Source organism: Kitasatospora sp. NPDC036993 (assembly GCF_055607525.1).
In genome coordinates this window covers 105,978-132,887 of record NZ_JBVJRP010000014.1, presented here as the reverse complement: position 1 = coordinate 132,887, position 26,910 = coordinate 105,978, and the positions used below count along the sequence as shown (strand labels likewise).

The following is a 26,910-nucleotide window of genomic DNA, read 5'->3' as shown; positions in this document are numbered from 1 at the left end:
GGCGTTCGGCGGCGGGGTCACGATGAGCCCAGCTCCTTGTCGATGAAGTCGAAGATCTCGTCGTCGCTCGCGGTGTCGAGGCCGGCCACCACGGACGGGGTCCACGGCCCCGGCGCGCCGTCCTCGAAGCGGGCCAGCATCGCCTGGAGCCGCCGCAGCACGGTGAGCCGTTCCGCCTCGCCCACCGTGGCCAGCTCGGCCTCGATCCCCTCCACCCGTTCGGTGAGCGCCACGGCCGCGGACCCGGCCGGGGCGATCCGGGCGGCCAGGTACTCGGCGACCCGGCCGGCCGACGGCTGGTCGAAGGTCAGCGTCGCGGGCAGCCGCAGCCCGGTGCGGGCGGCGAGGCGGTTGCGCAGTTCGACGGCGGTCAGCGAGTCGAAGCCGAGGTCGACGAAGCCCCGGTCGGGCGCCACCGCCTCCGCCGTGGCGTGCCCCAGGACCTGGGCGACGTCCGCCCTGACCGCGTCCAGGATCAGCCGGGCAGCCTCCGCCGGGGAGCGGCCCGCCACCTGGCGCAGCAGCGGCGGCGGGCCGTCCGGGGCGGCGCCGGCCCGGCGCGGGCCACCCGGCAGCAGGCCGCGCAGGAGGGCGGGCACCGCGCTGTCGGCGGCGCCGGGCCCGGCCGGCAGGTCGAGCCGCACCGGCACCAGGTGGGCGTGGTCCCCGGCCAGGGCCGCGTCGAAGAGCGCGAGGCCCTGTTCGGCGGTCAGGCCGGTGCCGAGCCTGGCGGCCCGGTCGCCGAGGTGGCCGGTCATCGCGCTGGTCTCCGCCCAGACGCCCCAGGCGAGCGACAGCGCCGGGAGCCCCCGGGCCCGGCGGTGGGCCGCCAGGGCGTCCAGGAAGGTGTTCGCCGCCGCGTAGTTGGCCTGGCCCGGCGAGCCGAAGGTCCCGGCGGCCGAGGAGAACAGCACGAACAGGTCCAGCTCCAGGCCCTCGGTCAGCTCGTGCAGGTGCGCGGCCGCGTCGGCCTTGGGGCGGAACACCGTGGCGATCCGCTCCGGCGTCAGCGACCCGACCAGTCCGTCGTCCAGCACACCGGCGGTGTGCACCACGCCGGACAGCGGGCGGTCCGCCGGGATCGCGGCCAGTACCCCGGCCAGCGCCTCCCGGTCGGCGGCGTCGCAGGCCACCACCTCGGCCTCGGCGCCGAGTTCGGCCAGCCGGGCGACCAGTTCGGCCGCGCCGGGGCTGTCCGGGCCGCGCCGGCTGAGCAGCAGCAGGTGCCGCACGCCGTACGCCTCGGCCAGGTGGCGGGCGAACAGGCCGCCGAGCACGCCGGTGCCGCCGGTGACCAGGACGGTGCCGGGGAGCCCGGCGGGCGCTCCGGTGCCGGGCGCCGCGGTGTCGGGTGCGGCCGTGGCGGTTGCGGCCCTGGCCAGGCGGGGCACCAGCGGGCGTCCGTCCCGCACCGCCAGCTGGGGTTCGGCGCCGGTCGCGTACGGGTGCCAGGCATCGGCCGCCGGTTCGTCCGCGTCGACCAGGACGAACCGGTCCGGGTGCTCGGACTGGGCCGAGCGCAGCAGGCCCCAGACCGCCGCGCCGGGCAGGTCGCGCACCTCGCCGGCCGGGTCGACGGCGCCGGAGGTCAGCACCACCAGCCGGGAGTCCGCGAAGCGCTCGTCGGCGAGCCACGCCTGGACGGTCTCCAGCACCTGCGAGGCCGTCCGGAGCGCGTCGGCCGCGTCGCCGGGGCCGGCCACCGCCACCGGCAGCACCACCACCGGGGGCACCTCGGCGCCGTCGGACAGCTCGGCCTGCTCGGCCGACCCGGTCAGCTCTGCCAGGGAGTCGTACCGGTCGCCCGGCACGTCGGGCGCGGCCTGGCCGAGCACGCACCAGCCCGCGGTGTCCACCGGCGGCAGGGCGGGCACCTGCGTCCACTCGACGGCGAACAGCCAGTCCAGGACGGACGGTTGTACGGGTTCCGGCAGCTGCTCGACGGCGGTCTCCCTGAGCACCAGGGACTCCACCGAGGCGACCGGGGCGCCGAGCCCGTCGGCGGCCCTGATCAGCACGCCGTCCTCGGTCGGCGTCACCGCGACGCGCAGCATCGCGGCGCCGGTCGCGTGCAGGCACACGTCGGTCCAGGCGAACGGAATCCTGGGGGCCTGCCCGGAGTCGGCCCGGGCGAGCCCGATCACGTGCAGCGCGGCGTCCAGCAGGGCCGGGTGGAGCCCGAACCCGGCGGCGGCCGGGGCCGCCTCCTCGGGCAGGGCCACCTCGGCGTAGACGGTGTCGCCGGCCCGCCAGGCGGCGCGCAGGCCCCGGAAGGCCGGGCCGTAGCCGTAGCCGGCTCCGGCGAGCAGCTCGTAGAAGCCGTCCAGCTCCACCGGTTCGGCGCCGGGCGGCGGCCAGGCCACCAGGCCGTGGTCCTCCGGCGCGGCCCCGGCGCCCAGCACGCCCGTCGCGTGGCGCACCCACGGCGCCCCGTCCAGGTCCGGCCTGGCGTGGATCTCCACCCGCCGGTCGCCGTCCTCGCCCGGGGCGGCCACCCGCACCTGGACCCGCACCCCGCCGCTCGGCGGCAGCGGCAGCGCGGCCTGCACGATCAGTTCGCGCAGGGTGCGGAAGCCGACCTGTTCGCCGGCCCGCAGCGCCATCTCCACGAAGGCCGTCCCCGGCACCAGGACCCGGCCCAGGATCGCGTGGTCCGCCAGCCACGGCTGCGCGGCCCGCGACAGCCGGCCGGTCAGCAGCACCTCGTCCTCGCCGGCCAGCGCGACCGTCGCCCCGAGCAGCGGGTGGTCCGCCGGGGTCTGGCCCACGCCGCCCAGGTCGCCCACACCGGTGGTGTGCTCCAGCCAGAACCGGGTGCGCTGGAAGGCGTACCCGGGCAGCGGCACCCGCCGGCCGGTGCGCAGGACTGCCGGCCAGTCCACGTCCAGGCCTGCCGCCCAGAGCCGGCCGAGCGCCCGCAGGGCGGTGGCGGACTCGTCCTGGTCGCGGCGCAGCAGCGGCGCGAACACGGCGCCGTCCGGGCCGGACTGCTGCGCCATGCCGCAGAGCACGCCGTCGGGGCCCAGTTCGAGGTAGCGGGTGACGCCCTGGCCGGCCAGGTGGCTGACGCCGTCGGCGAAGCGGACGGTGCCGCGCACCTGACGGGCCCAGTACCCGGGTGTGCGGAGCTCCTCCGGGTCCACCACCGTGCCGGTCAGGTTCGACACGATCGGGATGCGCGGCTCGGCGAACTCCAGCCCGTCGATCGCGGCGGTGAACTCGGCGAGCATCGGCTCCATCAGGGCCGAGTGGAAGGCGTGCGAGACGGTCAGCCGGCGGGTCCGGCGGCCCTCGGCCCGCCAGCGCTCGGCGAGTTCGTCGACGGCCTCCGCCGGGCCCGAAACCACCACGGAGGCAGGCCCGTTGACGGCGGCGACGTCCAGCCGGTCGCCGATCGCCTCCCGCACCTCGGCCTCGCCGGCCTCGACCGCCAGCATCGCGCCGCCCTCCGGCAGCGCCTGCATCAGCCGGCCGCGAGCCGCGACCAGGGCGCAGGCGTCGGGCAGCGACAGGACACCCGCGCAGTGCGCGGCGGCCACCTCGCCGATCGAGTGGCCGAGCAGGAACTCCGGTACCACACCCCAGGATTCGAGCAGCCGGAAGGACGCGACCTCGACGGCGAACAGCCCGGCCTGGGCCCACATCGTCCGGTCCAGGTCCTCGGCGCCCTCGAACACCACGTCCTTGAGCGGCCTGCCCAGGTCGAACCGCGCGCAGACCGCGTCGAAGGCGGCCGCGAACTCCGGCTGCGCCTCGTACAGTTCGCGTCCCATCCCGGTCCGCTGGGAGCCCTGGCCGGTGAACAGGAAGGCCAGTCGGCCCTGGCCGGCGGGGGCGCCGTCCGCCTCGTCGGCGGCGAGCCGGTCGAGCAGCTCCGACAGCTCCTCGGTGTCCCGGCCGACGACCACCGCGCGGTGCTCCAGTTCGGCCCGGCCGGTGGCCAGCGACCAGGCGACGTCCCCGGGGGCCCCGGCGGGGGCCTGCGCCAGGTGGGCCCGCAGGGAGCGCGCCTGGTCGCGCAGCGCGGCCGGGGTCTTGCCGGACAGCAGCCACGGCAGCGGGCCTTCGAGGGCCGGGGACCCAGCGGGGGCGACCGGCGCGGCGGCCGGTGCGGATTCCAGGATGACGTGGGCGTTGGTGCCGCTGATCCCGAAGGAGGAGACGCCCGCGCGGCGCGGCCGCTCGGCCTCGGGCCACGGCCTGGCCTCGGTCAGCAGCTCGACCGCGCCCGCCGACCAGTCCACGTGATGGGTCGGCTCGTCGACGTGCAGGGTGGCCGGCAGCACGCCGTGCCGCATCGCCTGCACCATCTTGATCACCCCGGCCACGCCGGAGGCGGCCTGGGTGTGCCCGAAGTTGGACTTGATCGAGCCCAGCCACAGCGGGCTGTCCTCGGGCCGGTCCTGGCCGTACGTCGCCAGCAGCGCCTGGGCCTCGATCGGGTCACCGAGGCGGGTGCCGGTGCCGTGCGCCTCGACGGCGTCCACGTCGGCGGAGGCGAGGCCGGAGTCGGCCAGCGCCTGGCGGATCACCCGCTGCTGCGAGGGCCCGTTGGGCGCGGTGAGACCGTTGGACGCGCCGTCCTGGTTGACGGCGCTGCCGCGGATCACCGCGTGGATCTCGTGGCCGTTGCGCAGCGCGTCGGAGAGCCGTTCCAGCACCAGCAGGCCGACGCCCTCGGACCAGGTGGTGCCGTCCGCCGCCGAGGCGAAGGCCTTGCACCGCCCGTCCGAGGCCAGTCCGCCCTGCCGTCCGAACTCGGCGAAGAGGCTCGGGCCGGCCATGACGGCGACGCCGCCCGCGAGCGCCAGCTCGCACTCGCCGCGCCGCAGCGCCTGCGCGGCCAGGTGCATCGCCACCAGCGAGGAGGAGCACGCGGTGTCCACGGTGACCGCCGGACCCTCCAGGCCGAACACGTACGAGAGCCGGCCGGAGACCACGCTCATCGAGGCGCCCGTCATCAGGAAGCCCTCGGCCCCGGGCGGGAGTTGGGCGCCCACGCCGTAGCTCGACGTGTAGGCCCCGACGAACACGCCGGTCGGGGTGCCGCGCAGTCCGGGCGCCGCGAAGCCCGCGGACTCGAAGGCCTCCCAGGCCGACTCCAGCAGCAGGCGCTGCTGCGGGTCCATCGCCAGCGCCTCGCGCGGCGAGATCCCGAACAGCTCCGCGTCGAAGCCGGCGACGTTCTCCAGGAAGCCTCCGCGCGGGGCGTACGCCGGGTCGTCGACCAGCCAGCCGCGGTCGGCCGGGGAGGCGGTGACGCCGTCGAAGCCCTCGGCCAGCAGCTGCCAGAGCCGCTCGGGGTCGTCCGCGCCGCCGGGGTAGCGGCAGCTCATGCCGACGATCGCGATCGGTTCGTCGAGGCCGGCGGCGGTGGCGGCGGACCCGCCCGTGGCCGGGGCCGTCCCCGGCGCCGCCGGGGTGCCGTCGGACAGCGCCTCGGCGAGGTGGTCCGCCAGCAGCTCCGGGGTCGGGTAGTCGAAGACCAGGGTCGCGGGCAGCCGCAGTCCGGTCGCGGTGTTGAGGCCGTTGCGCAGCTCCACCGCCGTCAGCGAGTCCAGCCCGAGGTCCTTGAACGCCTGCTTCGCGCCGACCGCTTCCACCCCGGAGTGACCGAGGACGGTCGCCACGTGGGCCCGCACCAGCTCCAGCAGGCGCGCCCGGCGCTCGTCGGCGCCCAGCGCCCGCAGCTGCTCCAGCACGGCGGCCCGGCCACCGGCGCCGCGCTCGGCGGCCCGGCTGATCGGGGCCCGCACCAGGGCGCGGAACAGCGGCGGGACGGCGCCGCCTCGGCGGGCCCTGAGATCGAGCGTGACCGGCAGCAGGTGGGGCATCGGCAGGGCGGTCGCGCGGTCGAACAGGGCGAGTGCCCGGGCGGTGGGCAGGGCGGAGCCGCTGCGTGCCGAGGCCAGGTGGCCGGTGAGTTCGCTGGCCTGCTCCCACAGACCCCAGGCCAGCGACTGGCCGGCCAGACCCTCGGCCGTCCGCCGGACGGCCAGGCCGTCCAGGAAGGCGTTCGCCGCCGCGTAGTTGGCCTGCCCGCCGGAGCCGAACGTCGCGGACACCGAGGAGTACAGCACGAACATCGCCAGATCCTGACGGACAGTCAACTCGTGCAGGTTGAGCGCCGCGTCCGCCTTCGGACGCAGCACGACGGAGAGCCGCTCCGGCGTCATCGAGCCGAACACCCCGTCGTCCAGGACACCGGCCGCGTGCACCACACCGGTCAACGGACGGGCCAGACCCTCCAGCACGGCCGCCAGCGCCGTACGGTCCGCCGCGTCACAGGCGACCACCTCGGCCTCGGCACCCGACTCGGCCAGCGCGGCGACCAGTTCGGCCGCCTCCGGACTCCCCGGCCCACGACGACTGAGCAGCGTCAGGTGCCGCACCCCGTGCCCGGCGACCAGGTGACGGGCCAGCAGCCCACCCAGCGTCCCGGTCCCACCGGTGATCAGCACCGTCCCCTCCGGGTCCAGCGGCGCCGGCACCGTCAGCACGTTCTTGCCCACGTGCTTCGCCTGACTGACGAACCGGAAGGCGTTCACCGCGTCCCGCACGTCCCAGGCCGTGATCGGCAGCATCCGCAGCACACCGGCCTCGAACAGCCCGATGACTTCCTGGAGCAGGCCGCCCATCCGCTCCGGACCGGCCTCGGCCAGGTCGAAGGCCCGGTACCAGACGTCGGCGGGCTGCCGGATGTCGGTCTTGCCCATCTCCAGGAAGCGCCCGCCCTCGGCCATCAGCCGCAGCGAGGCGTCGATGAACTCCCCGGCCAGCGAGTTCAGCACCAGGTCCACCCCGCGCCCACCGCTGGTGGCGCGGAAATGCTCCTCGAAGTCCAGGTCACGCGAAGAAGAGATGTGCGCGTCGTCCAGACCGGCGGCACGCAGCACGTCCCACTTGCCGCGGCTGGCCGTGCCGTACACCTCCAGCCCGAAGTGACGGGCCAGTTGGACGGCCGCCATGCCCACACCACCGGCCGCCGCGTGCACCAGCACCGACTCACCCGGCCGGGCTTCGGCCAGGTCACGCAACCCGAAGTAGGCGGTGGCGAAGACGATCGGCACCGACGCGGCCTGCGCGAAGGTCCAGTCGGCGGGCATCGTGGCCAGCAGCCGCCGGTCGGTGACGGCCCGCCGGGCCGCGCCGCCGGTGAAGAAGCCGAACACCCGCTCGCCGACGGCCAGGTCGGTCACCCCGGCGCCGACCTCCAGGACCACGCCCGCGGCCTCAACCCCGATCACCGCCGAAGGATCCGGGTACATGCCCAGACCGATCAGCACGTCCTTGAAGTTCACCCCCGCCGAACGCACCGCGACCCGCACCTCACCCGCACCCAGCGGGGCGTCCGCCTCCGGCGCGGGCACCAGCGCCATGTCCGCCAGGACCGCACCCTCCCCCGCGACACCCAACCGCCAGGCACCCTCCCCCTCCGGCACCGCCAGCCGGTCGACCGCGGACGCCCGCACCAGGCGCGGCACCCGCACATCCCCTCCGCGGAGCGCGAGTTGGGGCTCCTCACCGCCGACCAGCGCGGGCCAGCCGGCCCACCGGTCCGCCGCCGCGGGGTCCAGGTCGACCAGGACGATCCGGCCCGGGTTCTCGGTCTGCGCGGCCCGCAGCAGGCCCCAGACGGCCGCCTGCACCGGGTCCGCTCCGCCGCCCGCCGCGGCCGGCACCGCGCCGCTCGTCAGCACGACCAGCCGGCTGTCGGCGAACCGCTCCTCGCCCAGCCACTCCTGCGCGGTGGCCAGCACCCGCGCGGCCGTCCCGTGCACGTCCTCGGAGGCCGGAACGGCCAGCACCACCACCGGCGGCAGCGCGCCGTCCGGCTCCGCCGCCAGCGCCGCCAGATCCGCGAACTCCCGTGCGCCCGGCGCCGGTTCGGCGCCCAGAACGGCCCAGCCCGTCGGGTCGGCAGCGGCCTCGGCCGGCGGCACCGGCACCCAGTCCAGCGCGAACAGCGCGTCCGGCCAGGCGTCGGCGGGGCTCTGGAGCGCCTGGGCGGAGACCTCGCGGAGCACCAGCGAGCCGACCGAGGCGACGGGGGCGCCGAGTTCGTCGGCGGCGAGGAGCGCCACCCCGTCGGCCGCCCGGGTCACCGCGACCCGCAGCGTCGAGGCGCCCACCGCGTGCAGCCGCACGCCGGTCCACGCGAACGGCACCCGGGGCGCCTGTCCGGCGTCGGCCAGGACCAGGCCGCTGACGTGCAGCGCCGCGTCCAGCAGCGCCGGGTGCAGCCCGAACCCGCCCGCCTCGGCCACCGCCGCCTCGGGCAGCGCGACCTCGGCGTAGACGGTGTCGCCCGCCCGCCAGGCCGCGCGCAGGCCCCGGAACACCGGGCCGTAACCGTAGCCGCCGCCGGCCAGCGCCTCGTAGAAGCCGTCCAGGACCACCGGTTCGGCGCCCGCCGGCGGCCAGGCGGTGAGGTCGAAGCCCGGTGCCCGCTCCTCCCCGGTCAGCGTGCCGGCCGCGTGGCAGACCCACGGGGCGTCGTCGTCGCTGTCCGGGCGGGCGTGGATCTCCACCCGGCTGTCGCCGTCCTCGCCGGGGGCCGTCGCGCGCACCTGGATCCGGACGCCTCCGCGTTCGGGCAGCGGCAGCGGGGCCTGGACGATCAGCTCCTCCAGCACCGGGAGGTCGATCTGCGCGCCCGCCCGCAGCGCCATGTCCACGAACGCGGTGCCGGGCACCAGCACCCGGCCCTGGATCGCGTGGTCGGCCAGCCAGGGGCGGGTGGCCCGGGACAGCAGGCCGGTCAGCACCAGGCCTTCGTCACCGGCCAGTTGCACCGCGGCGCCGAGCAGCGGGTGGCCGGTGGGCAGCTGTCCGACCGAACCGGCGTCGCCCGTCCGGGCGGACGGGCGCGGCCAGTACCGCTCCCGCTGGAAGGCGTACGTCGGCAGCTCGACCCGGGGGCCGGCCGGCAGCAGGGCCGGCCAGTCCACCTCGGCGCCGGCCGTCCACAGCCGGGCCAGCGCCTGTCGCGCCGTCCCGGCCTCGTCCCGGCCGCGGCGCAGCACCGGCGCGAAGACGCCCTCGACGTCGGCCTGCCTGGCCATCCCGCACAGCACCGCGTCGGGGCCGAGTTCGACGAACCGGGTGACGCCCTGCCGCCGCAGGGTCTCCACGCCGTCGGCGAAGCGGACGGCTTCGCGGACCTGGCGGACCCAGTAGTCGGGGGTGGTGAGCAGGCCCGGCTCGGCGAGTTCGCCGGTCAGGTTGGAGACGATCGGGATGCGCGGCTCGGCGAAGGTCAACTGCTCCAGGACGGCGGCGAATTCGGCGAGCATCGGCTCCATCAGGGCCGAGTGGAAGGCGTGCGAGACGGTCAGCCTGCTGGTCTTGCGACCCTCGGCCTTCCACTGCGCGGCGAACTCGTCCACCACCTCGGCGGGGCCCGAAACCACCAGCGAGGCAAGCCCGTTGACGGCCGCGACGTCGAGGCGGTCGCCGATCGCCTCGCGCACCTCGGCCTCGCCCGCCTGCACGGCGAGCATCGCGCCGCCCTCGGGCAGCGCCTGCATCAGCCGGCCCCGCGCCGCCACCAGCGCACACGCGTCGGCCAGCGAGAACACCCCCGCCACATGGGCCGCCGCCACCTCGCCGATCGAGTGCCCGAGCAGAAACTCCGGTACCACACCCCAGGATTCGAGCAAACGGTACGACGCGACCTCGACCGCGAACAGCCCGGCCTGCGCCCACACCGTACGGTCCAGATCCTCCGCGCCCCCGAACACCACGTCCTTCAGCGGCCCGCCCAGGTCGAACCCGGCGCAGACCTCGTCGAAGGCCCCCGCGAACACCGGGAACGCCTCGTACAGGCCCTTGCCCATCCCCACCCGCTGCGCGCCCTGCCCGGTGAACAGGAACGCCGTCCGGCCCTCGACCGCCACCCCGGTCACCACGCCCTGGCCGGACCGCCCCTCGGCCAGCGCCGCCAGCGCCCCGCCGAGGGCCTCCGCCGAGTCGCCGAGGACGACCGCGCGGTGCTCCAGCGCGGACCGGCGGACGGCCAGGGCGTGCCCGGCGGCCGCCAGGTCGGGCCCGGTCGCCAGGAACCCGCGCAGCCGGTCCGCCTGCCCGCCCAGCCCGGCCGGGGTCCTCGCCGAGACCGGCCAGAGCACGGTGCCGTCGCCCGGTGCCGGTTCCGCGGCGGGCACCGGCTCCGGGGCGGGCACCGGGTCGCCCTGCTCCAGGATCACGTGGGCGTTGGTGCCGCTGATACCGAAGGAGGAGACGCCCGCGCGGCGCGGCCGGCCGAGGTCCGGCCACGGCCTGGCCTCGGTGAGCAGTTCCACCGCACCGGTCGACCAGTCGACGTGCGGAGTCCGCTGCTCGACGTGCAGGGTGGCGGGCAGCAGGCCGTGGCGCATCGCCTGCACCATCTTGATGATCCCGGCGACGCCCGCCGCCGACTGGGTGTGGCCGATGTTGGACTTGACCGAGCCGAGCCACAGCGGCTGGTCCCCGGCGCGGCCCTGGCCGTACGTCGCCAGCAGGGCCTGGGCCTCGATCGGGTCGCCGAGCGGCGTGCCGGTGCCGTGCGCCTCCACCGCGTCCACCTCGGACGGGGCGAGCCGCGCGGTGGCCAACGCCTGGCGGATCACCCGCTCCTGCGAGGGCCCGTTGGGCGCCGTCAGCCCGTTGGAGGCACCGTCCTGGTTGACGGCGCTGCCGCGGACCACCGCGAGCACCCGGTGGCCGTCGCGGCGGGCGTCGGACAGCCGCTGGAGCACCAGCACGCCCACGCCCTCGGACCAGACGGTGCCGTCGGCCCCGGCGGAGAACGCCTTGCAGCGCCCGTCCGAGGCGAGGCCGTCCTGCCGGTCGAACTCGGCGAACACGCCGGGGGTGGACATCACGGTCACGCCGCCGGTCAGCGCCATCGCGCACTCGCCGCGCTGGAGCGCCTGGATCGCCCAGTGCAGGGCGACCAGTGAGGAGGAGCAGGCGGTGTCCACGGTGACCGCGGGGCCCTCCAGGCCGAACACGTACGAGACGCGGCCGGACAGGACGCTGGTGGCGGCACCCGTCATCAGGTGCCCCTCCGACTCGGGCAGGTCCATCCCGGCGCCGTAGCCGAACGCCGAGGCGCCGACCAGGACTCCGGTGGACGAGTGGTGCATCGACAGCGGATCCAGCCCGGCCGACTCGAAGGCCTCCCAGGAGGCCTCCAGCAGCAGCCGCTGCTGGGGGTCCATCGCCAGCGCCTCGCGCGGCGAGATCCCGAACAGCCCGGCGTCGAAGTCGGGGGCGTCGTGCAGGAAGCCGCCGCGGGGCGTGTAGGTGGCCTCGGCGACCTCGACCTCCCAGCCGCGGTCGGACGGGAAGGCGGTGACGCCGTCGAAGCCCTCGGCCAGCAGGCGCCAGAGCCGCTCGGGGGTGTCCGCGCCGCCGGGGTAGCGGCAGCTCATGCCGATGATCGCGATCGGCTCGCCGGTGTCCACAGCCGCCTCGGCGGTGACCGTCGACACCGGCGCGGCCCGCTCGAACAGCAGCGCGTCGAGGTGCTCGGCGAGCACGGTCGGCGTCGGGTAGTCGAAGACCAGGGTCACCGGCAGCCGCAGCCCGGTGACGGCGTTCAGCCCGTTGCGCAGTTCGACGGCGGTGAGCGAGTCGAAGCCGAGGTCGCGGAACGCGTGCCGGGCGCCGACCGCGTCCGCGGCGGAGTGGCCGAGGATGGTGGCCGCGCTGCTCCGGACGAGGTCCAGCAGTTGCGCGCGCCGCTCCTCGGCCGGCAGCGACCGCAGCCGGCCGACCAGTCCGGCGTCCGCGCCCGCGCCCCGGCCGGCCGCCCGGCGCGCGGCCGGCCGGATCAGGCCGCGCAGCAGCGGGGGCACCAGGTGGGTGGAGACCGCCTGCGCCGCGGCGAGGTCCAGGACCATCGGCACCAGGTGCGGGAGGGACAGCGCGGTCGCGCGGTCGAACAGGGCGAGTGCCCGGGCGGTGGGCAGGGCGGAGCCGCTGCGTGCCGAGGCCAGGTGGCCGGTGAGTTCGCTGGCCTGCTCCCACAGACCCCAGGCCAGCGACTGGCCGGCCAGACCCTCGGCCGTCCGCCGGACGGCCAGGCCGTCCAGGAAGGCGTTGGCCGCCGCGTAGTTGGCCTGCCCGCCGGAGCCGAACGTCGCGGACACCGAGGAGTACAGCACGAACATCGCCAGATCCTGACGGACAGTCAACTCGTGCAGGTTGAGCGCCGCGTCCGCCTTCGGACGCAGCACGGCGGAGAGCCGCTCCGGCGTCATCGAGCCGAACACCCCGTCGTCCAGGACACCGGCCGCGTGCACCACACCGGTCAGCGGACGGGCCAGACCCTCCAGCACGGCCGCCAGCGCCGTACGGTCCGCCGCGTCACAGGCGACCACCTCGGCCTCGGCACCCGACTCGGCCAGCGCGGCGACCAGTTCGGCCGCCTCCGGACTCTCCGGCCCACGACGACTGAGCAAGGTGAGATGCCTGACGCCGTGCCCGGCGACCAGGTGACGGGCCAGCAACCCGCCCAGCGTCCCGGTCCCACCGGTGATCAGCACCGTCCCCTCCGGGTCCAGCGGCGCCGGCACGGTGAGCACGTTCTTGCCCACGTGCTTCGCCTGACTGACGAACCGGAAGGCGTTCACCGCGTCCCGCACGTCCCAGGCCGTGATCGGCAGCATCCGCAGCACACCGGCCTCGAACAACTCGATGACCTCGTGCAGGATGCCGCCCATCCGCTCCGGGCCCGCCTCCCCGAGGTCGAACGCCCGGTAGCGGACGCCCTCCGGCTGCCGGATGTCGGTCTTGCCCATCTCCAGGAACCGGCCGCCGTCCGCCAGGAGCCGCAGCGAGGCGTCGATGAACTCCCCGACCAGCGAGTTCAGCACCAGGTCCACCCCGCGCCCACCGCTGGTGGCGCGGAAGTGCTCTTCGAAGTCCAGGTCACGCGAAGAAGAGATGTGCGCGTCGTCCAGACCGGCGGCACGCAGCACATCCCACTTGCCACGACTGGCCGTGCCGTACACCTCCAGCCCGAAGTGGCGGGCCAGTTGGACGGCCGCCATGCCCACACCACCGGCCGCCGCGTGCACCAGCACCGACTCACCCGGCCGGGCGTCGCCCAGGTCACGCAGCCCGAAGTAGGCGGTCGCGAACACCAGGGGCACCGACGAGGCCTGGGCGAAGGACCAGCCCTCCGGCACCCGGGCCAACAGCCGCCGGTCGGTCACCGCCCGCAGGGCGGCGCCGCCGGTGAAGAAGCCGAACACCCGGTCCCCCGGGGCGAGGTCGGTCACCTCCGCGCCGACCTCCAGGACCACGCCCGCGGCCTCGGCACCGATCACCGCCGAAGGATCCGGGTACATGCCCAGACCGATCAGCACGTCCTTGAAGTTCACACCCGCCGAGCGCACCGCGACCCGCACCTCACCCGCACCCAGCGGGGCGTCGGCCTCCGGCGCGGGCACCAGCGCCATGTCCGCCAGGACCGCGCCCTCCCCGGCGACACCCAACCGCCAGGCACCCTCCCCCTCCGGCACCGCCAGCCGGGCGACCGCGGACGCCCGCACCAGGCGCGGCACCCGTACCAGGGTGCCGCGGATCGCCGCCTGCGGCTCGTCACCGGCCACCACGGCCGGCCACAGGCGCGCCGAGTCGTCCCGCGGATCGAGGTCCACCAGGACGATCCGGTCCGGGTTCTCCGTCTGCGCCGACCGCAGCAGGCCCCACACCGCCGCCTGGACCGGATCCACCCCGGCTCCCGCGACGACGGGCATCGCACCACGCGTCAGCACCGCCAGCCGCGCGGCCTCGAACCGCTCCTCCGCCAGCCACTCCCGGACCACGCCCAGCACGCCCGCGGTCAGCTCGTGCACATCGTCCGAGGCCGGGACCGGCAGCACCACCACCGGCGGCACCGCGCCCTCGCCGTCCAGCTCCGCCACCAGGTCCGCGACGGCGGCGTAGGACCGCAGGCCGTCGACTTCGCCGATCGCCGCCCAGCCGGAGACGTCCACGGCCTCCTCGGCGACCGTCACCGGCGCCCAGTCGACGGCGAACAGCGCCTCGGGGCCGCTCTCCTCGGCGGGGCGCAGCGCCTCCGCGGAGATCTCCCGCATCGCCAGCGACTCCACGGTGGCGACGGGCTCGCCCACGCCGTCGGCGAGCAGCAGCGACACGCCCTCCGCGGTGCCGTCGACCCGCACCCGGAGCACCGACGCGCCGACCGCGTCCAGCCGGGTGCCGGTCCAGGCGAACGGCAGCCGGGTGCCACCGGCCTGGACGACCGGGGACAGGCCCACGGCGTGCAGCGCCGCGTCCAGCAGCGCCGGGTGCAGCCCGAACCCGCCAGCCTCGCCCGCCGCCTCCTCGGGCAGCGCGACCTCGGCGTAGACGGTGCCGCCCGCCCGCCAGGCCGCGCGCAGGCCCCGGAACACCGGGCCGTAACCGTAGCCGCTCCCGGCCAGCGCCTCGTAGAAGCCGTCCAGGGCCACCGGCTCGGCGCCTGCCGGCGGCCAGGCGGTGAGGCCCTCGCCGGTTCCGGCGTCGGCGGTGGCCAGCAGACCGGCCGCATGGCTGGTCCAGACCGCGTCGACGGTGCCCTCGGGCCGCGAGTAGACCTCGACCGTGCGCTCGCCGCTCTCACTGGCGGCGCTCACGCTCACCTGGAGCTGCGTCCCGGTGTGCTCGGGCAGCACCAGCGGGGTCCGCAGGACGAGCTCCCTGATCGCCGCGCAGCCGGCCCGGCGACCGGCCGTCCAGACCAGCTCGACCAGGGCCGCGCCGGGCAGCACCACCCGGTCCAGGATGACGTGGTCGGCCAGCCACGGGTGGGTGGCCGCCGAGAGCCGCCCGGTGAGCAGCAGGCCGCCGCCGTCGGCCACCGTGACGGCGGCGCTCAGCAGCGGGTGGCCGACCGGCTCCAGGCCTGCCGTGCCCGGGTCCCCGGCCACCGGGACGACCTCCGGCCAGTACCGCTCGCGCTGGAAGGCGTACGTCGGCAGGTCGAGCCGCCGACCGGTCGGCAGCACCGCCCGCCAGTCGACGTCCGCGCCCGCCGTCCAGACCCTGGCCAGCGCGCGCAGCGCGGTGTCCGCGGGCTCCCGGTCGCGCCGGGCGAGGGGCGCGAACACGCCCTCGGGGGCGGACTGCTGGGCCATTCCGCAGAGCACGCCGTCCGGCCCCAGTTCGACGAACCGGGTGACGCCCTGTCCGGTGAGGTGGCCGATCCCGTCGGCGAAGCGGACCGCCTCGCGGACCTGGCGGACCCAGTAGTCCGGGGTGGTGAGCAGGCCGGGGCCGGCCACCGACCCGGTCAGGTTCGAGACCAGCGGGATCCGCGGCTCGGCGAACGTCAACCCGGCCAGGACGGCGGCGAATTCGGCGAGCATCGGCTCCATCAGGGCCGAGTGGAAGGCGTGCGAGACGCTCAGCCGGCTGGTCCGGCGGCCCTCGGCCTTCCAGTGGGCGGCCAGCTCGTCGACGGCCTCCGCCGGGCCCGAAACCACCACCGAGGAAGGCCCGTTGACGGCGGCGATGTCGGCCCGGTCGCCGATCGCCCCGGCCGCTTCGGCCTCGGTGGCCTGGACGGCGAGCATCGCGCCGCCCGTCGGCAGCGCCTGCATCAGCCGCCCGCGCGCCGCCACCAGCGCGCACGCGTCGGCCAGCGAGAACACCCCCGCCACATGGGCCGCCGCCACCTCGCCGATCGAGTGCCCGAGCAGGAAGTCCGGTACCACGCCCCAGGATTCGAGCAGCCGGTACGAAGCGACCTCGACCGCGAACAGCCCGGCCTGCGCCCACACCGTACGGTCGAGATCCTCGGCGCCCCCGAACACCACGTCCTTCACCGGACGGTCCAGCAACAGGTCCAGCTCGGCGCAGACCGCGTCGAAGGCGTCCGCGAACACCGGGAACGCCTCGTACAGCCCGGCGCCCATCCCCACCCGCTGCGCGCCCTGACCGGTGAACAGGAAGGCCGTCTGGCCCTCGGCGGTCACTCCGGTGACCACGTGCGCGGCCGGGGTGCCCGCGGCCACGGTGCCGAGCCCCTCCGCGAGGCCGGCCACGTCGGCGCCGAGCACCACGGCGCGGTGCGCGAGGGCCGCCCGGCCGAGCAGGGCGTGCCCGAGGTCGGCCGGAGAGCCGTCGGAGCCGGTCGAGCCGGCGAAGGCGGCGAGCCGTTCGGCCTGGGCCCGCAGCGCGGGTTCGGTCCTGGCCGACAGCAGCCAGGGGATCACCGGCGGCGCCGTCCCGGCCGGCTCGTCCTGGGCCAGGACCGGCACGGCCTCGATGATGACGTGAGCGTTGGTGCCGCTGATGCCGAAGGAGGAGACGCCCGCGCGGCGCGGCCGGCCGGCCTCGGGCCACGGACGGGCCTCGGTGAGCAGTTCCACCGCGCCGGCCGACCAGTCCACGTGCGGGGACGGCGCGTCCACGTGCAGGGTGGCCGGCAGCACCCCGTGCCGCATCGCCATGACCATCTTGATGATCCCGGCGACGCCGGCGGCCGCCTGGGTGTGCCCGATGTTGGACTTGATCGAGCCGAGCAGCAGCGGGCTGCCCTCGGGCCGGTCCTGACCGTACGTCGCGAGCAGCGCCCCGGCCTCGATCGGGTCGCCGAGCCGGGTGCCGGTGCCGTGCGCCTCGACCACGTCCACCTCGGCGGTGGTCAGGCCCGCGGTCGCCAGCGCCTGGCGGATCACCCGCTCCTGCGAGGGCCCGTTGGGCGCCGTCAGCCCGTTGGAGGCGCCGTCCTGGTTGACGGCGCTGCCACGCACCCGGGCCAGCACCCGGTGGCCGAGGCGCTGGGCGTCCGACAGCCGCTCGACCAGCAGCACACCGACGCCCTCGCCCCAGCCGGTGCCGTCGGCCGCGGCGGCGAAGGCCTTGCAGCGGCCGTCCGAGGCGAGGCCGCCCTGCCGGTCGAACTCGCCGAAGGTGGCCGACGAGACCATCACCGTGACACCGCCCGCGAGCGCCATCGCGCACTCGCCGCGCTGCACCGCCTGCGCCGCCAGGTGCAGCGCCACCAGCGAGGAGGAGCAGGCGGTGTCCACCGTCACCGCCGGCCCCTCCAGGCCGAAGGAGTACGCCACCCGGCCGGAGATCACGCTGTTCGCGGTGCCGGAGAGCAGGTGCCCCTCCGCCCCGTCGAAGCCGCGCGCGCCGCCCCCGCCGTAGCCGGAGGAGGACGCGCCGACGAAGACGCCGACCTGTTCGCCCTTGAGCGACCTGGGGTCCAGGGCGGCGGACTCGAAGGTCTCCCAGACGGCCTCCAGCAGCAGCCGCTGCTGAGGGTCCATCGCCAGCGCCTCGCGCGGCGAGATGCCGAACAGCCCCGCGTCGAAGCGGGTCGCCTCGTGGACGAAGCCGCCCTGCCGGGAGTACCCGCCCTCCGCGTCGGCGAACTCCCAGCCGCGGTCGGCGGGGAATCCCGAGATGCCGTCGGCGCCGGTGGCGACCAGCTCCCACAGCTCGTCCGGCGAGGTGATGCCGCCGGGGTAGCGGCAGCTCATGCCGACGATCACGATCGGGTCGTCACCGCCGGTTCCGGGCCCGGCCACGGTGCCGGGCGCCCGGTCCGCCGCCGGGGCCCGTTCCAGGCCGGCCAGCAGCTGCCCGGCCAGGTGCCCGGCCAGCTCACCGGGGGTCGGGTAGTCGAAGACCAGGGTGGCCGGCAGCGCCAGGCCGGTCTCGGTGCCGAGCGCGTTGCGCAGCTCCACCGCGCTCAGCGAGGTGAAACCCAGGTCGCGGAAGGCCCGGTCCGGCTCGACCGCCTCGGCCGTGCTGTGCCCGAGCACCGTGGCGACCCGCGCCCTGACCAGGTCCAGCACGATCCGGGCACGCTGTGGGGCGGGCGCCGCGGCGAGCCGCCGCACCAGGGCGGATCCGGCCTCGGCGGCGGACTCCTCCGCGGCCGGCCGCCGCACCGCCTCGGGCAGGTCGGCCAGCAGCGGGCTGGGGCGGCTGGAGGTGAACGCCGGGGCGAACCGCTCCCAGTCCACGTCCGCGACCACCAGGCAGGTCTCCCGCAGGTCCACCGCCCGGGCGAGCGCGGCGACGGCCAGCGCCGGGTCCAGCGCGGGCAGTCCGCGCTTGCGCAGGAAGTCCTCGGCCACGCCGCGCACCGCCATGCCGGCCCCGGCCCACGGGCCCCAGGCCACCGAGAGGCCGGCCAGGCCGCGCGAGCGCCGCTGCTGCACCAGGGCGTCCAGGTAGGCGTTGGCGGCGGCGTAGAGCCCCTGCCCGCCGCTGCCCCAGACGCCCGCGATGGAGGAGAAGGTGACGAACAGGTCCAGGTCCAGCCCGGCGGTCAGCTCGTCCAGGTGCGCCGCGCCGGTCACCTTGCCGCCGGTGGAGGAGCGCACGTCGGCGGGGCCGGCCCAGTCCAACGGGGCGGTCTCCGCGACGCCGGCCGCGTGCACCACACCGGTCAGCGGGAGCTCGGCCGGGACGGCCGCCAGCACCTCGGCCAGCGCCTCCCGGTCCCCCGCGTCGCAGGCGGCGACCGTCACCCGGGCGCCGAGCCCGGTGAGTTCGGCGGCCAGACCGGCCACGCCGGGGGTGTCCTGCCCGCGCCGGCCGGTGAGCACCAGGTGCGGTGCGCCGCGCCCGGCCAGCCAGCGGGCGACGGCGGCGCCCAGCGCGCCGGTGCCGCCGGTGATCAGCACGGTGCCCGAGGGGGTCCACGGCTCCGCCGGGGCGCCGTCGGCGGCCGCCCGCACCAGCCGGCGGGAGTAGACCCCGGCCGCGCGCACGGCGACCTGGTCCAGGCCCTGGTCGCCGGTCAGCACCGAGGCCAGCCGGGCGGCGGCCCTGGCGTCCACGGTGGCGGGGACGTCCACCAGGCCGCCCCAGCGGTCCGGGTGCTCCAGGGCGGCGACCCGGCCGGCGCCCCACACCTGGGCCTGGAACGGGTCGCGCAGCGGGTCCGAGCCGCCGACCGACACCGCGCCGCTGGTGACGGTCCACAGCGGCGCGCCGATCCCGGCGTCGCCGAGCGCCTGCAACAGGACCAGCGAGGCGGTCAGCCCGTCCCGGCCGAGCGCGGTCAGCGACAGCACACCCGCGAAGGCGTCCGGCAACTCCGCCAGCCGTCCGGCCAGCGCCGCCCGGCCGTCGGCGACCGGGTCGCAGCCGAATTCGACCAGGTCGGCCCCGGCGGCCCGCAGGGCGGCGGGCAGTTCGGCCGCCACCCCGGCGGTCCCGGCGCCGTCGGCCGGCCGCACGACCAGCCAGCGGCCGGCCGGCACGCCCGCGCCGAGCCCGTCCGTGACCGGCTTCCAGGTGACCCGGTAGCGCCAGGAGTCGACCACGGCGTCGGCCCGGCGGCGCCTGCGCCAGGAGGACAGCACGGGCAGCAGCGGCTCCAGCTCCCCCGCCGCCTCGACGGCCAGGGTGCTCGCCAGCTCGCCCAGGTCCTCGCGTTCCACCGCGTCCCAGAACCGGGCGTCCAGCGGGTCGCCGCCACTCGCCGGCGCCGCGGCGGGGACGGCCTCGGGCCAGTACCGCTCACGCTGGAAGGGGTACGTCGGCAGGTCGACCCGCCGGCCGCCGCCCAGCACCGCCCGCCAGTCCAGCGGGACGCCGGCCGTCCACAGCCCGGCCGGCGCGGCGGCCGGCGCGCCGCTCCGGTCCCGGCGCTGCACCGGCACGAACACACCGTCGGTGACGGTGAGCTGGGCCATGCCGCAGAGCACGCCGTCCGGCCCCAGCTCGACGAACTTCCGTACGCCGTGGTCGCGCAGGCAGGCCACGCCGTCGGCGAACCGGACGGTCTCCCTGACGTGCCGGACCCAGTAGTCCGGCGTGCCCAGGGTCCCGGCACCGGCGAGGGTACCGGTCAGGTTCGAGACCATCGCGATCCGCGGCGCCTCGAAGGCGACGGTCTCCAGCACCGCGCGGAAGTCCGCGAGCATCGGCTCCATCAGCGCCGAGTGGAACGCGTGCGAGACCGCCAGCCGGGCGGTCCTGCGCCCCTCGGCTCGCCAGCGGGCGGCGAGTTCGTCGATCACGGCCGCGTCGCCGGAGACCACCACGTCGGCGGGCCCGTTGACCGCGGCGATGTCGGCCAGGCCGTCCAGCTCCGCCCTGACCTCCTCCTCGGGGGCCTGCACCGCGAGCATCGCCCCGCCGGCCGGGAGCGCCTGCATCAGCCGGGCGCGGGCCGCCACCAGCCGGCAGGCGTCCGGCAGGGAGAACACGCCCGCGCAGTGCGCCGCCGCGATCTCGCCGATCGAGTGGCCGAGCAGCAGGTTCGGCACCACGCCCCAGGATTCGAGCAGCCGGAAGGTCGCGACCTCGACCGCGAACAGGCTCGTCTGGGCGTAGCCGGTCCGGTTCAGGTCGACGCCGTCGGCCGCCACCTCGCGGATCGGCCGGTCCAGGGCAGGGTCCAGCTCGGCGCAGACCGCGTCGAAGGCGTCCGCGAAGACCGGGAAGCGCTCGTACAGCTCCTCGGCCATGCCGGCCCGCTGCGCGCCCTGGCCGGTGAACAGGAAGGCGGTGCCGCCGGGGACCGCGGTGGCGGCCGCGTCGGCGTCGAAGTCGGCCAGCCGACCGAGGAGTTCGGCCCGGTCCTCGCCGAGCAGCACCGTGCGGTGCTCCAGCGCGGCCCGGGTGGTGGCGAGCGCGTGGCCGATGTCGCGCGGGTCGGCGTCCGCGTCGGCGAGGAAGGTGCGCAGCCGCTCCGCCTGGGCCCGCAGGCCGTCCCTGGTGTGCGCGGAGAGCGGCCACAGCGCGAGCGCGGGCGTCGGGGCCGGCTCCGGCTCGGCGGCCGGCGGCTGCTCGATGATGACGTGGGCGTTGGTGCCGCTGATGCCGAAGGAGGAGACGGCCGCGCGGCGCGGCCGGCCGGCCTCGGGCCACGGACGGGCCTCGGTGAGCAGTTCCACCGCGCCGCGCGACCAGTCCACCTGGGGGCTGGGCTCGTCCACGTGCAGGGTGGCGGGCATGATCCCGTGGCGCAGCGCCTGCACCATCTTGATCACGCCGGCCGCGCCCGCCGCGGCCTGGGTGTGGCCGATGTTGGACTTGATCGAGCCGAGCCACAGCGGGCCGCCGTCGGCGCGGTCCTGACCGTAGGTGGCCAGCAGCGCCTGCGCCTCGATCGGGTCGCCGAGCACGGTGCCGGTGCCGTGGCCCTCGACCAGGTCGACGTCCGGGGTGGCCAGTCCGGCGTTGGCCAGCGCCTGGCGGATCACCCGCTGCTGGGCGGGGCCGTTGGGGGCGGTGAGCCCGTTGGAGGCGCCGTCCTGGTTGACGGCGCTGCCGCGGATCACCGCGTGCACCCGGTGGCCGTCACGCCGGGCGGTGGAGAGCCGCTCGACCAGCAGCAGGCCGACGCCCTCGCCCCAGCCGGTGCCGTCCGCGGCGCCCGCGTAGGAGCGGCAGCGCCCGTTCGAGGACAGCCCGCCCTGGCGGTCGAACTCGCCGAAGGCGGCCGGGGAGACCATCACGGTGACGCCGCCGGCCAGCGCCTGCTCGCACTCGCCGCGCTGCACCGCCTGCACCGCCAGGTGCAGGGCGACCAGCGAGGAGGAGCACGCGGTGTCGACCGTGACGGCCGGGCCTTCGAGGCCGAAGGTGTACGCGATCCGGCCGGAGATCACGCTGTTGGCGGTGCCGGAGAGCAGGTGCCCCTCCGCCCCCGCGAGCCCGAGGCCGCCGCTGCCGTAGCCGGAGTTGGAGGCTCCGGCGAACACGCCGATCTGCGCGCCCTGGACCGAGCGCGGGTTCACCCCGGCCGATTCGAAGGCCTCCCAGGCGGCCTCCAGCAGCAGCCGCTGCTGGGGGTCCATGGCCAGCGCCTCGCGCGGCGAGATGCCGAACAGGGCCGCGTCGAAGCCGGTCGCCCCGGCGACGAAGCCGCCCTGGCGGGAGTACGAGCCCTCGTCGTCGGCGAGGTCCCAGCCGCGGTCGGCCGGGAAGCCGGTGACGCCGTCCGTACCGTCGAGCACCAGCCGCCACAGGTCGTCCGGGGACTCCACCCCGCCGGGGTAGCGGCAGCTCATGCCGACGATCACGACCGGGTCGTCGTCGGCCGCGGCGGTGGCGGTGGCGCGGGTGTGCGCCGGCGACTCCTCCGGCCGGTCGAACAGTTCGCCGAGCAGGTGGGTGGCCAGGGCCGTCGGCGTCGGGTGGTCGAAGACCAGGGTGGCCGACAGCTGGAGGCCGGTCTCCGCGTTCAGCAGGTTGCGCAGCTCGACGGCGGTCAGCGAGTCGAAGCCGAGGTCGCGGAAGACCTGGTCGGGGTCGACCGCCTCGGCCGTACGGTGGCCCAGCACGGCGGCCGCGCGCTCCCTGACCAGGTCCACCAGCACCTGGTGGCGGTGGTTCGCGGGCCCGGCGGCGAGCCGCTGCCGCAGGACGGCGCCCAGCTCGAAGTCGGCGGCGTCGCCGGTGACGGACTCCGCCGCCTCGGGCAGGTCGGCCAGCAGCGGGCTGGGGCGGCCCAGGGTGAAGGCCGGGGCGAAGAGCGTCCAGTCGACGTCGGCGACGGTCACGCAGCCCTCGCCGTGGTCCACGGAGCGCTCCAGGGCGAGGACGGCGAGCGCCGGGTCGAGCGCGTTCAGCCCGCGCCGCCGCAGGTAGTCCGCGGCCTCGCCCCGGACGGCCATGCCGGCCTCGGCCCAGGGGCCCCAGGCGATCGAGGTGCCGGCCAGGCCGCGGCTGCGGCGGTTGTCGACCAGCGCGTCCAGGTGGGCGTTGCCGGCCGCGTAGGCGGCCTGGCCGCCGCTGCCCCAGGTCGCCGCGATCGACGAGAAGGCGACGAACAGGTCCAGGCCGTCGGTCAGTTCGTCGAGGTGGGCGGCGCCGGCCGCCTTGCCGCCGAGGACGGCGGCCAGCCCGGCGCGTCCGAGGTCCTCGATCGGGTCGTGGGCCGCGACCCCGGCGGCGTGCACCACGCCGGTCAGCGGGAGGTCGGCCGGGATCCCGGTGAGCACGGCGGCCAGCGCGTCCCGGTCCGCGACGTCGCAGGCCTCGACGGTCACCCGGGTGCCGGTGGCGGTCAGTTCGGCGACCAGTTCCTCGGTGCCGGGTGCGGCGGCGCCGCGCCGGCCGAGCAGCAGCAGGTGCGGCACGCCGCGGCCGGCCAGCCAGCGGGCGGTGGCCGCGCCCAGCGCGCCGGTGCCGCCGGTGATCAGCACCGTGCCCGAGGGGGTCCACGGGCGCTCGGCGGTCCGGCCGGGCTCGGGCCGGGCCAGCCGGCGGCCGTACCCGGCGGAGCCGCGGACCGCGACCTGGTCCTCGCCCGTGCCGCCGGCCAGCACCGCGGCCAGCCGGGCGCCGGCCCGAGTGTCCAGGGTGGCCGGCAGGTCGATCAACCCGCCCCAGCGGTCCGGGAGTTCCAGTGCGGCGACGCGTCCCAGCCCCCACACCCCGGCGGCCGTCGGGTCGCACGGCGGGTCGAAGCGGCCGACCGAGACGGCGCCGGAGGTGAGCAGCCACAGCGGCGCGTCGATGCCCGCCGCGCCGAGGCCCTGGACGGTCGCCAGGGCCTCGGCGACCGGGTCGGCGCCGGCCGGCAGCGCGACCACGCCGGCCGGGTCGGCCTGGCCGGACGTCGGCCACTGCCCGGGCTCGCAGCGCAGCACGGCGGCCCCGGCGGCCCGCAGGGCCCGCTCGACGGCCTCCGCCCGCTCGTCGTCCGGGGCGGCGGCCAGCACCCAGGTGCCGGTGAGCGGGGCGGTGTCACCGAGGCCGCTCAGCGGCTTCCAGGTCACCCGGTAGCGCCAGGAGTCGACGACCGACTCCTGCCGCCGGCCGCGCCGCCAGGCGGACAGCGCGGGGACCACCGTGTCGAGCAGGCCGGGGGCCTCCTCCAGCTTCAGGGTCGCGGCCAGCTCGGCGAGGTCCGCGCGCTCCACCGCGTCCCAGAACCGCCGGTCCTCGTCCGGGGCGGCGGCGGGCGGCGGGCCCACCGGGGCCGCCATGACGTCCGGCCAGTAGCGCTCCCGCTGGAACGCGTACGTGGGCAGCTCCACCCGCGGGCGCTCGGGCAGCACGGCGCGCCAGTCGACCTCGACGCCGGCCGTCCAGATCCGGGCCAGTGCGGTCAGCGCCGACTCGGCGTCGTCCCGGCCGCGACGCAGCACCGGGGCGAACACGCCGTCGGCTCCGGCCTGTTGGGCCATCCCGCAGAGCACGCCGTCCGGGCCGAGTTCGACGAAGCGGGTCACGCCCCGGGCCGCCAGGCAGGCGGCGCCGTCGGCGAACCGGACGGCCTCGCGCACGTGCCGCACCCAGTAGTCCGGGGTGGTGAGCAGGTCGGGATCGGCGACGGCGCCGGTCAGGTTGGAGACGATCGCGATCCGCGGACGGGCGAAGGCGACCGTCTCCAGGACGGCGCGGAACTCGGCCAGCATCGGCTCCATCAGGGCCGAGTGGAAGGCGTGCGAGACCGTCAGCCGGCTGGTCTTGCGGCCCTCGGCGGACCAGCGGGCCGCCAGCTCGCCGATCACCTCCTCGGTGCCGGAGACCACCACCGAGGACGGGCCGTTGACCGCCGCGATGTCGGCGCGCCCGGCGATCGCCTCGGCCGCCTCGGCCTCGGTCGCCTGCACCGCGAGCATCGCGCCGCCGGCCGGCAGCGCCTGCATCAGCCGGCCGCGCGCGGCCACCACGGCGCACGCGTCCGCGAGCGGGAGGACGCCCGCGCAGTGCGCGGCCGCGAGCTCGCCGACGGAGTGCCCGAGCAGGAAGTTCGGTGCGACGCCCCAGGATTCGAGCAGCCGGAAGGTGGCGACCTCGACCGCGAACAGGCCGGCCTGGGTCCACATCGTCCGGTCGAGGTCGCGGCCCTCGAAGACCGCGTCCGCGACCGGCGAGCCGAGGTGGCGGTCCAGTTCGGCGCAGGCGGCGTCGAAGGCCCCGGCGAAGACCGGGAACGCCTCGTACAGCCCACGGCCCATCGCCGCGCGCTGCGAGCCCTGGCCGGTGAACAGGAAGGCCGTCCGGCCCTCGGCCGCCACGCCGGTCACCGTCGCGCTGACCGTCGCGCTCGCGCCCGTCGCGGCGGCCTCGCCGGCGGCGAGCGCGTCCAGGCCGGGGAGCAGCTCGCCGAGCACCACGGCGCGGTGGTCCAGGCCCGCGCGGGCGGTGGCGAGCGACCAGGCGAGGCCGGCGGGATCCGGAGCGTCCGCTTCGGCGAGGTGGGCACGCAGCCGGCCGGCCTGGGCGCGCAGCCCGGCCGCGCTCTTGCCGGAGAGCGGCCACAGCAGCGGCCGGTCGGGGTCGACGGGCGCCACAAGGGCGTGGACGGCGGGCTCGGCGCCGGTGCCGGCGTCGGCGTCCGGGTCCGCATCGGTGCCGGCGCCCGGCTCGGCGGGCGCGTGGGCGGGCGCCGCCTCCAGGATCACGTGCGCGTTGGTACCGCTGATGCCGAACGAGGAGACGCCGGCCCGGCGGGGACGGTCGGTCTCCGGCCACGGCCTGGCCTCGGTGAGCAGCTCGACGCCGCCCTCGCTCCAGTCCACGTGCGGGGTGGGCTCGTCCACGTGCAGGGTGGCCGGCAGCACGCCGTGCCGCATCGCCTGCACCATCTTGATCACCCCGGCCACGCCGGCCGCGGCCTGGGTGTGGCCGATGTTGGACTTGACCGAGCCGAGCCACAGCGGGCCGCCCTCGGCGCGCTCCCGCCCGTACGTGGCGAGCAGGGCCTGGGCCTCGATCGGGTCGCCGAGCCGGGTGCCGGTGCCGTGCGCCTCGACCGCGTCCACGTCGGCCGGGGACAGCCCGGCGCCGGCCAGCGCCTGGCGGATCACCCGCTGCTGGGCGGGGCCGTTCGGCGCGGTGAGGCCGTTGGAGGCGCCGTCCTGGTTGACCGCGCTGCCGCGCACCACGGCGAGCACCGGGTGCCCGAGCCGCTGGGCGTCGGAGAGCCGTTCCACCATCAGCAGGCCGACGCCCTCGCCCCAGCCGGTGCCGTCGGCCGCCGCGGCGAACGCCTTGCAGCGCCCGTCGCCGGCCAGGCCGTCGAGGCGGCTGAACTCCGCGAAGACGCTCGGCGAGGACATCACGGTGACACCGCCGGCCAGCGCCAGTTCGCAGTCGCCCGCGCGCAGCGCGTGGACGGCCAGGTGCAGGGCGACCAGGGAGGAGGAGCAAGCGGTGTCGATGGTGACGGCGGGGCCCTCCAGGCCCAGCGCGTACGCGATCCGGCCGGACACCACGCTGGCGGCGTTGCCGATGGCCAGGTGGGTGTCGGCGCCCTCGGGCAGGGCGTGGGCGCCTTCGGCGTAACCGGAGGCGGAGGCGCCGACGAACACGCCGACCCGGTTGCCGGTGAGCGAGCGCGGGTCGAGCCCGGCCCGCTCGACGACCTCCCAGGCGGACTCCAGCAGCAGCCGCTGCTGCGGGTCCATGGCCACGGCCTCGCGCGGGGAGATGCCGAACAGCGCGGCGTCGAAGTCGGCGGCCCCGTCGACGAATCCGCCCTCGTTCGCGTAGCCGGAGCCGGTCGGCCAGCCGCGGTCCTCGGGGAACCCGGTGATGCCGTCACCGCCGCTGGTCACCAGCTGCCACAGCTCGGCCGGCGAGCTCACGCCGCCCGGGTAGCGGCAGGCCATCGCGACGATCGCGACGGGCTCCCGCTCGCGCATCTCCGCCACCTGGAGCTGACGGCGGGTGCGCCGGAGGTCGGCCGTCACCCGCTTCAGGTATTCGAGATACTTCTGCTCTTCCCCCACGCTGATCAACCCCTACTCCCGGCCGGCGGTGGATCGCAGCCGGAACCGATTAACCGTGAGATACCCGCAAGACCGCAGCGTTCCGAATCCTAGGGAGACGAAACCGCGTGCGGCACCCCTAATCGACCCCAGGGGAAAGGGGTGGAAATCGGCCCGGGACGCCCCCGGCCGACGCCGTCGGACCGGGAATCGCGGGCGCCCTCGACCCGGCTCCGGAATTCCGTCCGGGAAATTCCATGCG

General features: G+C 76.6%; 1 protein-coding gene. It reads right to left on the bottom strand.

Annotated elements, in window-relative coordinates; all coding sequences use genetic code 11:
* Positions 1-17: 17 nt before the first annotated feature.
* On the bottom strand, positions 18-26,669 hold the full coding sequence (locus ACZ7C5_RS27855; RefSeq protein WP_470323668.1) for a type I polyketide synthase: 26,652 nt from the start codon (positions 26,667-26,669) through the stop codon (positions 18-20).
* Between the last annotated feature and the right edge of the window lie 241 nt (positions 26,670-26,910).